The sequence below is a fragment of the Pseudomonas citronellolis genome (assembly GCF_029335315.1).
Lineage (GTDB): Bacteria > Pseudomonadota > Gammaproteobacteria > Pseudomonadales > Pseudomonadaceae > Pseudomonas > Pseudomonas citronellolis_A.
Map to the genome: position 1 here is coordinate 1 of NZ_JARJLT010000397.1, position 13,241 is coordinate 13,241.

The 13,241-nt window shown below is 68.0% G+C and carries 12 protein-coding genes; 5 read left to right on the plus strand and 7 right to left on the minus strand.

What is annotated here, in order from left to right:
- Positions 1-101 precede the first annotated feature (101 nt).
- Together P3W75_RS30270 and P3W75_RS30275 are read right to left on the minus strand one after the other, a co-directional pair.
- Positions 102-704, minus strand: coding sequence for a nitroreductase family protein (locus tag P3W75_RS30270; protein ID WP_276231014.1), 603 nt, complete (start codon positions 702-704; stop codon positions 102-104).
- Positions 705-801: 97 nt separating this feature from the next.
- Entirely contained in the window at positions 802-2,295 is a 1,494-nt protein-coding gene (locus P3W75_RS30275) for a flavin-containing monooxygenase (protein WP_276231015.1), read from the minus strand.
- A gap of 201 nt (positions 2,296-2,496) precedes the next feature.
- Between P3W75_RS30275 and P3W75_RS30280 the strand changes: the two genes are divergently transcribed.
- Positions 2,497-2,940: an MEKHLA domain-containing protein gene (locus P3W75_RS30280; protein WP_276231016.1), complete on the plus strand. Its 444-nt coding sequence runs from the start codon at positions 2,497-2,499 to the stop codon at positions 2,938-2,940.
- Here the strand turns inward: P3W75_RS30280 and P3W75_RS30285 are convergent.
- The 3 genes from P3W75_RS30285 to hslO form a co-directional block, all read right to left on the minus strand.
- Positions 2,937-4,862: a RecQ family ATP-dependent DNA helicase gene (locus tag P3W75_RS30285; RefSeq protein ID WP_276231017.1), complete on the minus strand. Its 1,926-nt coding sequence runs from the start codon at positions 4,860-4,862 to the stop codon at positions 2,937-2,939. The genes P3W75_RS30280 and P3W75_RS30285 overlap by 4 nt on opposite strands.
- A gap of 263 nt (positions 4,863-5,125) precedes the next feature.
- Positions 5,126-6,667 (minus strand): phosphoenolpyruvate carboxykinase, encoded by a 1,542-nt coding sequence (locus tag P3W75_RS30290; protein WP_276231018.1) that lies wholly within the window; start codon positions 6,665-6,667, stop codon positions 5,126-5,128.
- Between the two features lie 168 nt (positions 6,668-6,835).
- On the minus strand, positions 6,836-7,729 hold the full coding sequence (hslO, locus tag P3W75_RS30295) for an Hsp33 family molecular chaperone HslO (RefSeq protein WP_276231019.1): 894 nt from the start codon (positions 7,727-7,729) through the stop codon (positions 6,836-6,838).
- A 119-nt stretch (positions 7,730-7,848) separates the two neighbouring features.
- Between hslO and P3W75_RS30300 the strand changes: the two genes are divergently transcribed.
- Positions 7,849-8,649, plus strand: a complete 801-nt coding sequence (locus P3W75_RS30300; protein WP_276231020.1) for a phosphatase PAP2 family protein — start codon at positions 7,849-7,851, stop codon at positions 8,647-8,649.
- 49 nt (positions 8,650-8,698) lie between these two features.
- Here P3W75_RS30300 and P3W75_RS30305 read toward each other — a convergent pair whose 3' ends face one another.
- Entirely contained in the window at positions 8,699-9,091 is a 393-nt protein-coding gene (locus P3W75_RS30305) for an RNA-binding S4 domain-containing protein (protein ID WP_276231021.1), read from the minus strand.
- A gap of 120 nt (positions 9,092-9,211) precedes the next feature.
- On the opposite strand from P3W75_RS30305, the gene P3W75_RS30310 reads away from it, so the two are divergent.
- From P3W75_RS30310 to P3W75_RS30320, 3 genes are all read left to right on the plus strand, one after another.
- Positions 9,212-9,688 carry an ATP-dependent zinc protease family protein gene (locus P3W75_RS30310; RefSeq protein ID WP_276231022.1) on the plus strand — a complete coding sequence of 159 codons (477 nt, stop codon included), beginning with the start codon at positions 9,212-9,214 and terminating at the stop codon, positions 9,686-9,688.
- Entirely contained in the window at positions 9,685-10,590 is a 906-nt protein-coding gene (gene rimK, locus P3W75_RS30315) for a 30S ribosomal protein S6--L-glutamate ligase (protein WP_276231023.1), read from the plus strand. The genes P3W75_RS30310 and rimK overlap by 4 nt, the downstream gene beginning before the upstream one ends.
- 259 nt (positions 10,591-10,849) lie before the next feature.
- Positions 10,850-11,776 carry a S66 peptidase family protein gene (locus tag P3W75_RS30320; RefSeq protein ID WP_276231024.1) on the plus strand — a complete coding sequence of 309 codons (927 nt, stop codon included), beginning with the start codon at positions 10,850-10,852 and terminating at the stop codon, positions 11,774-11,776.
- Between the two features lie 137 nt (positions 11,777-11,913).
- Here P3W75_RS30320 and P3W75_RS30325 read toward each other — a convergent pair whose 3' ends face one another.
- A complete protein-coding gene (locus tag P3W75_RS30325; RefSeq protein WP_276231025.1) occupies positions 11,914-13,236 on the minus strand; it encodes an ATP-binding protein in 1,323 nt (440 codons plus the stop codon).
- Between the last annotated feature and the right edge of the window lie 5 nt (positions 13,237-13,241).

Below are 13,241 nucleotides of genomic sequence, written 5' to 3' on the forward strand. Positions count from 1 at the left end.
TGTACGGAACAAAGGTTCGCGAGCGAAAACCAGGCGCCCTCCTCGATCCCCTGAAAAGCAGAACGCGCCCTGGGGCGCGTTCGTTGGCTGGCCGCTAAGGTTCAGAACCGATCGCGGATCACCGCCTCGTCCAGCGCCAGCTTGCCCACGCGCGGCTTGGCCGCGACGGTCTGCTTGCCGACCGCGACCATCAGGCCGATCACGTGGTTGTCCGGCAGGTTGATCAGCTTGGCCACGGCGTCGAAGTCGAAGCCGTCCATCGGGCAGGAGTCCAGGCCCTTGCCGCGCGCGGCGAGCATCAGGGTCTGGGCGAACAGGCCGCAGCTGCGCATGGTTTCGTCGCGCTGCACCTGGGGCTTGCCGCGGTAGTAGCCGTCGATCGCGCCGGCCATGTAGTCCTGCACTTCCTGGGGTGCGCCGTCCCAGACGCGGCGGGCGTTCCGTTCCCAGCTGTCGAGCTGGGCGCAGACCACCACCAGCATCGAAGCGTCGGTCACCTGCGCCTGGCCCCAGGCCACTTCGCGGATGTGCGCGCGCAGCTGCGGGTCGCTGACCTCGACGGCGCGAACGTGCTGCAGGTTGAACGCCGAGGGCGCGAGCAGGGCCAGTTGCAGCAGCTCGTCTTTCTCTTCGCGGCTGAGGCTGAAGCTGGCGTCGTAACCCTTGATCGCGCGGCGGCTGCGGATGGCTTCGTCGATGTGCATGGTGCGTTCCTTTCGATGACGGCGGGAAAAAGGCCGTCATGGTAAACCGCCCTGGCTCGCGCTTCAGGCGGTTTTCCTGATCGGAATCATCGAAAACTCACACCGCCTGCAACGACGCCTCGTCGCGGGCCCCTTCGCGCGGCGAGGAGAACACCAGGTAGCCGTCCTCGACCTTGCCGTGGCGCAGCAGCGCCAGGTCCAGCGCGTAGTTCTGGTAGAGCTTCCAAGGCGTGCGGTCGCCCTGCTTGGGCATCTTGTCGGCGGCGCGCTTGATGTAGCCGGAGTTGAGGTTGAGGAACGGCTCTTCCTTCACCTGCCCGGCGCCGGCGCGCGGCGTGCACTGGCGCATGCCGACGGCGTCCAGGTGGTTGATCAGGCGACAGAAGTATTCGCTGGAAAGGTCGGCCTTGAGCGTCCAGCTGGCGTTGGTGTAGCCGACCACGGCGGCCAGGTTGGGCAGGTCGCGCAGCATGATGCCGCGGTAGCCCATGCTCTGGTTGACCTGGAACGGCTGGCCGTCGATCGAAAGCTCGGCGCCGCCGAACATCACCAGGTCGAGGCCGGTGGCGGTGACGATGACGTCGGCCTCCAGCACCTCGCCGGACTTCAGGCGGATGCCCTTCTCGCAGAAGCTGTCGATGTGCTCGGTGACCACCGAGGCCTTGCCCTTGCGCAGCGCCTTGAACAGGTCGCCATCCGGCACGCAGCACACGCGCTCGTCCCACGGCTTGTAGCGCGGGCTGAAGTGGCGCATGTCGAAGTCCTTGCCCAGCTGGTGCTTCGCCAGCCCGAGCAGGGCCTTGCGCACCACGCCGGGGAAGGCCTTGGAGAGCATGAAGAAGATCATCTGCATGGTCACGTTGCGCGCCCGCGCCTGGCGGTAGACCCAGGTCTCGGGGAGGAAGCGGCGAAGAAAATTGGAGATCGGGTCCTTCTGCGGCAGGCTGATCACGTAGGACGGCGAGCGCTGCAGCATGGTGACGTGGCGCGCCTTGTCGGTCAGCGAGGGCACCAGGGTCACGGCGGTGGCGCCGCTGCCGATGACCACCACGCGCTTGTCGGCGTAGTCGAAGCCTTCCGGCCACAGCTGCGGGTGGATGACCTCCCCGCGGAAGCTTTCGCGGCCCTTGAATTCGGGGGTGAAGCCGGCCTCGTAGCGGTAGTAGCCGGTACACATCAGCAGGAACTGCGCGCTCATGCGGATCGGCTCGGGGTCGTCGCCGCGCTGCACGCTCAGCTGCCAGCGCGCGCTGTCGCTGCACCAGTCGGCCTTGAGCACGCGGTGGCGGTAGCGGATCTTCATGTCGATGCCGTTTTCCCGCGCGGTGTCCTCGATGTAGTGGCGGATCGACGGGCCGTCGGCGATGGCCTTGGGGTCGGTCCAGGGCTTGAAGTTGTAGCCCAGGGTGTACATGTCCGAGTCGGAGCGGATGCCCGGATAGCGGAACAGGTCCCAGGTGCCGCCCATGGCCTCGCGGCCTTCGAGCAGGGCGAAGGTCTTGCCCGGGCAGTGTTTCATCAGGTGGTACGCGGCGCCGATTCCGGACAGGCCGGCGCCGACGATCAGGACATCCAGGTGCTCGACAGACATGAGGGCTCCTCGGCCGATTGGCGGACACGCCTTGCTGAGTCTAGGAGGAAATCTCCTCCCCACACCCTACAAGGCGGGACGCCATCACACCGCCGACCTTTAGTCTTGCCGGCGACCGGCGGGCGTTACCGGCGCTGCCGGTTGACCCCGGCGCCGGGCTGCGGCTCAATGCCGGCGCCATCCCCGGCCAGCGGAGTGACCATGCCCAGCGACCACGCCCTGCAACTCCTGCAGCAGATAGACGCCGCCTACCAGCGCCTGCACGGGCGCGGCATCGGCGCCGACACCTACCAGGGCGAGCCGGCCGAGCGCCTGCGCTGGCTGCACGAACGGGCGCCGTTCGCCCTGCTGGCCCACGACGCCGGGCCGGACCCGCGCTTCATCTACGTCAACGCGGCCGCACGTCGGGCCTTCGGCTACAGCGAGGAGGAGTTCATCGGCCTGCCCTCGCGGTTCAGCGCCGACGCCGAAGCCCAGGCCGACCGCGACGCCATCCTCGCCTCGGTGCGCGCCCGCGGTTTCGCCGAAGGCTACGCCGGCACGCGCATCCGCAAGGACGGCACGCACTTCCGCATCGAGCGCGGCGAGCTGTGGCAGCTCGACGAGCCGAAGGGCCAGGCCGCGCTGGTCTGGGCCGCCGCCTAGCGCTGGGCTTGCACCCAGTCGCGCACCTGCGCGTAGGGGTAGTCTTCCAGCGTCGCGTAGCCGGGGAGCGTGCGCGCCCGCAGGCGGGTGAATACCGGCACGCTGATGCCGCAGAGGAACCGCGTCACGCAGTCGACGCTCGGCTCGGCGCCGCGCGCGCCCCGGTACTTGTCGATGAACGCGGCGCAGCGGCTCTGCAGCGTCTGCCCGTGCAGCGGCGCCAGCGCCGGTGGCTCGGGCAGGTGCGCGACGCGCCCGGCGCACACCGAGCAATGCCCGCAGCGCGGCGGCGCCTGCTCGTCGCCGAAGTAGCGGGCCAGGCGCCAGCTCAGGCACTCGGCGCTGGCGAACAGCTCCAGCATGGCGCCGATGCGGGCGATCTCGCTGGCTTCGTGGCGCTTGAAGTAGGCGTACAGCTCGTCGCTCAGCGCATCCAGGTCGAAGCCCGCCTCGCGCACCGCGTAGACCTCGGTCATCTGCTTGCTTTCCAGCTCGATCCAGCCGCGCTCCTGGAAGTAGTCCAGGGCCGTCACCACCCGCGCGCGCTCGGCGCCGTGGCGCTGGTAGAGGGTGTCGAAGTCCAGGGTCGACCAGGTGCGCGCCCGCGCCGAGCAACTGAGGATGGCCTCGACGAACTGCCGCCGCTCGCCCTCGAAATGGCCAAGCAGGGCGTCCGGCTCGATCAGGTTCTTGAAACGGTACTCGGCGAAATAGGCGAAGCGCGGGGCGATGATGCCGCGCAGCTCCAGTTGCACCAGCAGCGTCTTCAACGGCAGCTGGCGGATGTTCGACTGGTCCGACAGCGCGGTCAGCATCAGCTCCCACTGGCCGTTGGGCGCCACCGCGATCTCCTCCAGCACGCTGCGGATGCCCTCGCGCTCCGGAGTGTCGCCGTAGACGAAGTTCTCCAGCACACTGAGGCTGTCGCGGTTGGCCAGCACCAGGCAGTCCGACGGCTGGCCGTCGCGCCCGGCGCGGCCGATCTCCTGGCTGTAGTTCTCCACCGACTTGGGCAGGTCGAAGTGCACCACGTTGCGGATGTCGCTCTTGTCGATGCCCATGCCGAAGGCGATGGTCGCGACGATGCAGTTCAGCTGGCCGGCCATGAAGCGCTTCTGGATGCCCTCGCGCTCGGCGTGGTCCATCCCGGCGTGGTAGGCGCGCGCCGGCACGCCGCGCTCGGAGAGGTGCGCGGCGATCTCTTCGGCGGTCTTCTGCTGGGTCACGTAGACGATGCTCGGCTGGCCGTCGCGCGGCCCCAGCCAGGCCAGCAGGCGGGCGCGCTTGGCGGCGCCGGGCACCGGTTCCACCTGCAGGTTGAGGTTGGCGCGGTAGAAGCCGGTGGTGACCACGTCGGCCTCGGCGATGGCGAACTTGGCGCGCATGTCGGCGATCACCGCCGGGGTCGCGGTGGCGGTCAGCAGCAGCACCTGGGGAATGCGGAACTGCTTCTGGTAGTCCGGCAGCTTCAGGTAGTCGGGGCGGAAGTTGTGGCCCCACTCGGAGATGCAGTGGGCCTCGTCGACCACCAGCAGGGAGATCGGCACCTCGCCGATGAAGTTGCGGAAGCGCTCGTTCTTCAGGCGTTCCACCGAGATCATCAGCACCTTCAGTTCGCCGCTGCGGGCGCGGGCCATGGTCCGCGCCACCTGCTCGCGGCTCTGCGCCGAGTCGATGCTGGCGGCGGCGATGCCGTGGCGGTCGAGGAACGCCAGCTGGTCCTGCATCAGCGCGATCAGCGGCGACACCACCAGGGTCAGGTGCGGCAGCAGCAGCGCCGGCAGCTGATAGCACAGCGACTTGCCGGAGCCGGTGGGGAAGATCGCCGCCGCCGAGCGCCCGGCCAGCACGGCGCCGACCGCCGCCTCCTGGCCGGGGCGGAACTGGCGGAAACCGAAGACGCGTTCGAGGGTGTCGTGCATGCGGGTATCTCCCTTACCTGTCATGGGGCGGAAGCTCCATGCTAGGGACAGCCATTGTAGGAGCGAGCTTGCTCGCGAAGCGGATTTCGGCGGTTCTACGGCCCGGTACGTCCGTAGGAGCGCGCCATGCGCGCGAATCGCGGGCGTGGCCCGCTCCTACGCCGATGCGGAGGCACGCGCGGCACCGGCGCCGCACATAGCCGGGCAGCGCTCCACAAAAGAAAAAGCCGCCCGAAGGCGGCTCTTTCGCGGAACGGGCGCGCTTACAGCTGCGGGCCGGCGTTCTTGATGGCGTCGCTCACGTCGAACTTCTTGAAGTTCTCGATGAACTTGCTGGCCAGGCCCTTGGCGGCTTCGTCGTAGGCAGCCTTGTCTTCCCAGGTGTTGCGCGGGTTGAGCAGGTTGGTCTCGACGCCCGGAACGAGCTTCGGCACGTCCAGGTTGATGATGCCCAGGTGCTCGGTCTCGGCGCCGACCAGAGCGCCGCTCTGGATGGCGGCGATCACGCCACGGGTGGTCGGGATGTTGAAGCGCTTGCCGACACCGTAGCCACCGCCGGTCCAGCCGGTGTTGACCAGGTAGACCTTGGAGCCGAAGGCCTTGATGCGCTTGATCAGCAGCTCGGCGTAGACGCCGGCCGGGCGCGGGAAGAAGGGCGCGCCGAAGCAGGTGGAGAAGGTCGACTTGATGCCGCCGCCCGAACCCATTTCGGTGGAACCGACCAGCGCGGTGTAGCCGGACAGGAAGTGGTAGGCCGCCTGCTCGTTGTTCAGGATCGACACCGGGGGCAGTACGCCGGTCAGGTCGCAGGTCAGGAAGATCACCGCGTTGGGCTCGCCGCCCAGGTTGGCTTCCGAACGCTTCTCGACGTGCTCCAGCGGGTAGGCCGCGCGGGAGTTCTGGGTCAGGCGGTCGTCAGCGTAGTCCGGGGTGCGTTCCTCGTCGAGGACCACGTTCTCCAGCACGGCGCCGAACTTGATGGCTTTCCAGATGACCGGTTCGTTCTTCTCGGACAGGTCGATGCACTTGGCGTAGCAGCCACCTTCGATGTTGAAGACGACGCCTTCGCCCCAGCCGTGCTCGTCGTCACCGATCAGGTAACGGCTTTCGTCGGCCGACAGGGTGGTCTTGCCGGTGCCGGACAGGCCGAAGAACAGGGTCACGTCGCCCGCTTCGCCGATGTTGGCGGCGCAGTGCATCGGCAGCACGTCCTTTTCCGGCAGCAGGTAGTTCTGCACGGAGAACATGGCCTTCTTCATTTCACCGGCGTAGCGCATGCCGGCGATCAGCACTTTCTTCTGGGCGAAGTTGAGGATCACGCAACCGTCGGAGTTGGTGCCGTCACGCTCGGGCACGCACTCGAAGTTGGCCACGTTCAGCACCTGCCACTCGTCGCGGCCGGCCGGGTTGTAGGTTTCCGGGTTGATGAACAACTGGCGGCCGAACAGGTTCTGCCAGGCGGTGCCGGTGGTCATCTTTACCGCCAGGTAATGGTCGGCGGCCGAACCTACATGCACGTGGGAAACGAAATGTTCCTGGGCATTGTTGAAGGCCTGGACGCGATCCCAGAGGGCGTCGAACTTGTCGGCCGGGAACGGGCGGTTGATCGCGCCCCAGGCGATGGAGTCCTTGCTACCGGGCTCTTCGACGATGTAGCGGTCGGCGGGCGAGCGGCCGGTGCGGTGGCCGGTTTCCACGACCAGCGAGCCGTTGTCGGCCAGGCGACCTTCGCCGCGGCGAATGGCTTCCTCGACCAGTTGGGCAACGCTGATATCGGTGTACACGGCTTTATTGGCTTGCGTCATGTGGGTCCCCATCGGCCGGAGCCGAGTCCTCCAAACATTGCGTAGTGACTTCTGATTCCCACTACAGCGGAAAAAAGTCGCGGGATTATGCCAGAAAAGAACGGTTCTCGTGCAGCCTCTGATCCGCCTAAAGCGCCAAAGGTTCGGCTATCGCCCCAATAGCGCCGATCAATGGCGGGTTTCCGACGGTGCCGCGCTGCCGCCGCCGGCGAACAGCTGGGCGATGTCGCTGCCATCGAAGACGTAGCGTTGGTTGCAGAACTGGCAGTCGACGGTGATCTCGCCGCCCAGCTCGCCGAGCAGGCGTTCGGCGTCGCCCTGGCCGAGGCTGACCAGCGCGTTGGCCGAGCGCTCGCGCGAACAGCTGCAGCGGAACACCAGCGGCTGCGGGTCGAACAGGCGCACGCTTTCCTCGTGATAGAGGCGGTGCAGCAGGGTCTCGTTGTCCAGGCCCAGCAGCTCCTCGGCGGTGACGGTGTCGGCCAGGGTGGTGACGTGCTGCCAGCTGGCCTCGCGGGCCTCGGCCTCCTTCAGGCGGTCGGCCGGCAGCTGTTGCAGCAGCAGGCCACGGGCGTGGCGGCCGTCGGCGTTGAGCCAGAAGCGCGTCGGCAGTTGCTCGGAGGTGGCGAAGTAGGACGACAGGCACTCGGCCAGGCTCGCGCCTTCCAGCGGCACGATGCCCTGGTAGCGCTGGCCGTTCTTCGGATCGACGGTCATGGTCAGCACGCCGTCGGGCATCAGGTCGAGCAGGCCGGCGCTGTCGCGCACCGACTCTTCGTCGTAACGGGCCAGGCCGCGCACTTCGCGGTTGCTGGAGCATTCCACCATGAGCAGCGGCACGGCGCCGCTGGAGCGCGCCTGCAACACCAGCAGGCCGTCGAACTTCAGGGTGCCGCAGAGCAGCGCCGCGGCGGCGAGCATCTCGCCGAGCAGCTGGGCGACCGGCTGCGGGTAGGGGTGCTTGGCCAGCACTTCGGCGAAACTGCGCTCGAGCGCTACCATTTCACCGCGAACGTCGGTGTTGTCGAAAATGAAACGCTGACTCTGATCGATCTGGGACATGCTGGGCACAACGCTGGCTGAGGCACAAATACATGACAAGCCGATGGCAAAGGCCTATAACAGCGCGCTTCGCGACACCCGCTCGCACCTGGGTCGTTCTGTAAGGGGGAATCGATTTTATGGAGAAAGCTTCGCCGTTCCAAGCCACCTGGTCGTGGCGACCGTTCATCGCCTGCCATCTGCTGGCCCTCGCCCTGCTGCTGCTCTGGCTGTGGGCGCCGACCCGAGCGGCCATGGACCTGTTCGACTACAGCCTGTTCCACACCCTCAACGCCCCGCTGGCGACCAACCAGACCTGGCGCGATATCTGGGCGGTGGCCAGCACCCGGCCGTTCGACGGCCTGGTCGCGATCATCCTGCTCCTGCTTTTGATCCGTGGCGACTGGATCTTCAAGGCCAGCCAGGTGCGCGTCGCCACCTTCGGCATGCTGGTGAGCATGGTCGTGCTGCTGGTGGTCCGCGTGCTCTACGCCAAGATCGCCCACCACCTGGGCTGGCAGCACGCGAGCATCTCCTCGGTGGCGCCGGACGCCGTGCGCCTGGAGCAGTTCTTCCCGCAGTGGCAGAACACCCTGTTCGAGGTGAAGGACGAGTCCGCGCGCAGCTTCCCCGGCGACCACGCCTCGGTGCTGCTGATCTGGGCGCTGTTCCTCACCCTGTTCGCCCGCACCGCGCTGCAGTGGGTGGTGATCTGGGGCCTGGCCCTGCTGTTCATGCTGCCGCGCCTGGTCGCCGGCGCCCACTGGGGCCAGGACGACTATATAGGTGGCGTGCAGATGGCCCTGCTGGCCCTGGCCTGGAGCTGCTTCACGCCGTTCGCCGCCTGGGCCAGCGCCGGTCTGGCACGGCTGACCGCGCCGCTGTTCGGGGTGCTGGAGAAGATTCCGCTGCTCAATCGGCTGAGTGTGGTATCCGCCTGACGGACGCCTCGCGCTGAAAACGAAACCCCCGCCCCGGCGGGGGTTTCGTTTATTCGCCGCCGAGAAAATCCAGCAGCTGGCGGCGCTGCTTCTTGCTCGGCCGACCGTCGGTCTGCACCCCCAGGGCGCCGGCCTTGCGCAGCGCGGCGGCATCCTCGCGGCGCTTGAGGCTGTCGGCGGTCTCCTCGTAAAGCAGCTGCGCCTCGGGCGCGCCACGGCGCACCCCGGACAGCGCGCGGACCACCACGGTGCGCTCGTCGAAGCCGGTGCGCAGCACGTACTCCTCGCCCACCTTCGGTTCCTTGCCCGGCTTGCAGCGCTCGCCCCGGCAATGCACCTTGCCACCTTCGATGGCCGCCTTGGCCAGGGCCCGCGTCTTGTAGAAGCGCGCCGCCCACAGCCACTTGTCCAGGCGCACCTTGTCGTCGTCTTTCTCGCTCACCGCTTGGCATCCACAGTTCTGCAACCTGGCCAGTCTACCCTCGGCCCGGCGTTCCCGGCAGGCCCCTGGCGGGCGCCAATGGCCCTGCTAGAATGCCGCAAAACCCTGGGACGACCATCCTTGAAGACCTTCGACCACCTGTCCGTGATCGGCCTGCGCGAGTGGATCGCCCTTCCCGACCTGGGGATCGTCGGCCTGCGCGCGAAGATCGACACCGGCGCCAGCACCTCCAGCCTGCACGCCAGCGACATCGTCAGCTTCCACCGCGATGGCCAGGACTGGGTGCGCTTCACCGCCCACCTGGGCACCCAGGTGCAGCGCCGCCATCGCTGCGAGGCGCCGCTGGTGACGATGAAGACCATCAAGAGCTCCAACGGCCAGTCCCAGACCCGCTATGTGATCCGCACGACACTGGCCCTGGGCGACCACGCCTGGCCGGTGGAATTCACCCTGGCCTGCCGCAAGACCATGCGCTACCGCGTGCTGCTCGGTTCCAAGGCCCTGGTACAGGGCCAGCTGGTGGTCAACCCGGCGCTGAGCTACGTCCAGGACAAACCCCTCATCATGGTTACCCCCGCCCTTTCAGGTGCTCAATGAAAATCGCCGTGCTGTCGCGCAACCCGCGCCTGTATTCCACCCGTCGGCTGGTGGAGGCCGGGCAACAACGCGGGCATGAAATGGTGGTGATAGACACCTTGCGTGCCTACATGAACATCGCCAGCCACAAGCCGCAGATCCATTACCGCGGCCAGCCGCTGGAAGGCTTCGACGCGGTGATCCCGCGCATCGGCGCGTCGGTCACCTTCTACGGCTGCGCGGTGCTGCGGCAGTTCGAGATGATGGGCGTGTTCCCGCTCAACGAATCGGTGGCCATCGCCCGCTCGCGGGACAAGCTACGCTCGCTACAGCTGCTCTCGCGCAAGGGCATCGGCCTGCCGATCACCGGCTTCGCGCACTCCCCCGACGACGTCCCGGACCTGATCCAGATGGTCGGCGGCGCGCCCCTGGTGATCAAGCTGCTGGAAGGCACCCAAGGCGTCGGCGTGGTCCTCGCCGAGACGCAGAAAGCCGCCGAGTCGGTGCTGGAGGCCTTCATGGGGCTCAAGCACAACATCATGGTGCAGGAGTACATCAAGGAAGCCGGCGGCGCCGACATCCGCTGCTTCGTGGTCGGCGACAAGGTGATCGCCTCGATGAAGCGCCAGGCCGCCCCCGGCGAATTCCGCAGCAACCTGCACCGCGGCGGCAGCGCCAGCCTGATCAAGATCACCCCGGAAGAGCGCATGACGGCGATCCGCGCGGCCAAGGTCATGGGCCTGAAGGTCGCCGGCGTCGACATCCTGCGCTCGCACCACGGCCCGCTGGTGATGGAGGTGAACTCCTCGCCGGGCCTGGAGGGCATCGAGACCACCACCAGCAAGGACATCGCCGGGGTGATCATCGAGTACCTGGAGAAGAATGCCGGGCCGCATCTGGTGCGGACTCAAGGAAAGGGGTGAGGAGGCGCGTACGCGACGCATGCGTCGCGCCGACGAACGACTGGCCATGGATGGCCAGGCCGGGGCCTCCGGCAGGCACGATGTCCCGACAGGGATGTCCGCTCAGCTACCCCACGCAGCACCGCGTGCGCCGCGCCGACGAACGACTGCCCATGGATGGCCAGGCCGGGGTCTCCGGCAAGCACGATGTCCCGACAGGGATGTCCGCGCCGAACCACCATGAAGCACATCGAACTCCCCTACGACCTCGAATGACCCCATGCCCAAATCCCCCCGCCCCTCCGACCTGACCTGGTCGCCCCTCGAAGGCCGCGTGGCCCTGGTCGCGCCGGCCTCGTCGATCGCCGAGGAAGTCTTCGAGGCCACCCTGCGCCAGCTGGAAGTGCTCGGCATCGACTACCACCTGGGCGAGCACGCCGAAGCGCGCTACCGCTATCTGGCCGGTACGGTCGAGCAGCGCCTGGAGGACTTCCACCGCGCCTTCGAGCTACCGGATGTGAGCGCCGTGTGGTGCCTGCGCGGCGGCTATGGCTGCGCGCAGCTGGTGCCGAAGCTGGACTGGGCGCGGCTGCAGGCCGCCTCGCCACGGCCGCTGATCGGCTTTTCAGACATTTCCATCCTGCTCAGCGCCTTCCACCGCCACGGCCTGCCGGCGGTGCACGGCTCGGTGGCCAGCGCCCTCGGCCTGCAACCACTGAGCGCGCCGAGCGAACAGCGCGAGCGCCTGGCCTCGCTGGCCTCGGTGAGCCGCCTGCTGGCCGGCGTCGACCGCCAGCTGCCGGCCGCGCACCTGGCGGGGCCGAAAGGCCCGGTCGAGGGCCAGCTGATCGGCGGCAACCTCACCGCCCTGGCCAGCGCCGCCGGCACCGTCGCCGCGCTGCACGCGCCGGCCGGCGCGATCCTGGTCCTGGAAGACGTGGGCGAACCCTACTACCGCCTGGAGCGCAGCCTCTGGCAACTGCTCAACAGCCTCGACGCGGCGAGCCTGGGTGCGGTGCTGCTGGGCACCTTCACCGATTGCCCGCGCAAGAACGTGGCGCACAGCCTGGAAGAAATCTTCGTGGAATACCTGAAGCCGCTGGGCGTGCCGCTGTACCACGGGCTGCCGAGCGGCCATGGCGCGCAGAACCGCGCCTGGCCGTACGGCAAGCTGGCGCGGCTGGATGCCAAGGGCCTGGCCTGGTAACGAGACCGTAGGGCGGATAACGCTGGCGCGTTATTCGCCCTACATAAAGGCCGCCCCGTAGCACCGTAGGACGGGTTGAGCGAAGCGATACCCATCACCACGTAGCGGTGTAGTGCTCCTATGAAAAGCGTTCGCGCTCAGGTCGCGCCGCGCGGCAGCATCAGCCCCAGCGGCAGGCACACCCGCGCCTCCACCCCGCCGCCCTCGCGGTTGCGCAGCTCGACGCTGCCGCCATGCTGCGCGGCGATGCGCTTGACGATGGCCAGGCCGAGGCCGGTGCCCTTGCCGCCGCGCGCCTTGTCGCCGCGGATGAAGGGGTTGAAGATGCTGTCCAGCTCCTGCGGGTCGATGCCGGCGCCGCGATCCAGCACGCTGAGCACCACGTAGGGCGCGCCCTCGTTCTCGCCGGCCAGGTGGCTGGCCACCTCGACGTTGCCGCCGCCATGGTTGAGGGCGTTGCCGATCAGGTTGCCGAGCAGGCGCTTCATCGACACCCGGCGCAGGCGGATCGGCGGCAGCGGCTGCAGGCTCAGGCGCACGTGCTCGTCGCCCTGGTTGAAGGAGGCGGCGACTTCCCCGGCCAGGTCGTTGATGTCGCCCTCCTCCACCGGCTCGTCGCGGCCGTCGCGGATGAAGGCGAGGAACTGGTCGAGGATCTGGTCCATGTCCTCGATGTCGCGGACCATGTCCTCGACCATCTCGCGCTCGCCCTCGGGCATCAGCTCCAGCGACAGGCGCAGGCGCGTCAGCGGCGTGCGCAGGTCGTGGGAAACCCCCGCCAGCATCAGCTCGCGCTCGCGCGCGGCCTGCTCGACATCGTCGGCCATCTGGTTGAACGCGCGGTACACCTCGGCCATCTCGCTGGGCGTGTCCTGCCCCAGCGGCAGGCGCACGCTGCGGCCCTTGCCGAACTCGCGGGAGGCCACCACCAGGCGCTTGAGCGGCTGGCCGAGCAGGCGCACGAAGATCCACGCCGCCGCCGTCGACAGCAGGCCGATGCCGAGGAACCAGCCGAGCACGCTCCAGATCTGCTGGCCACGCAGCGGGTGCGGGTAGAGCGGCACGCCGAGCCAGCCGTCGCCCAGGTTCGGCGCGCGGACCCAGAGCATCGAGGGGTGGTGGATGCGCAGGCGGGTCTCGGTGTCCGGGCCCAGTTCGGTGCGCATCTGCCGCTGGAAGATGCCGCTGTACGGCCAGTGCTGCTCCTCCGGCTGCTCGTTTTCCTGCGACACCCAGGTCAGCCCGGCGGACTTGGCGATGGCCTCGCGCGAGCGCTCGTCGGCCGCCCAGTAGGCGCGCACGGTCAGCGCCGCGCCGTGGCTGTACTGGCGGTCGACCAGCATGTCCTCGTTCATCAGCAGGTAGACCAGCGTCAGCGCCTTGGAGAACAGCACGACGATGAGCACCAGCCAGAGGGTGCGGGCGAAGAAGCTTTGCGGGAACCAGGGCGGGGTTTTCAAGATGC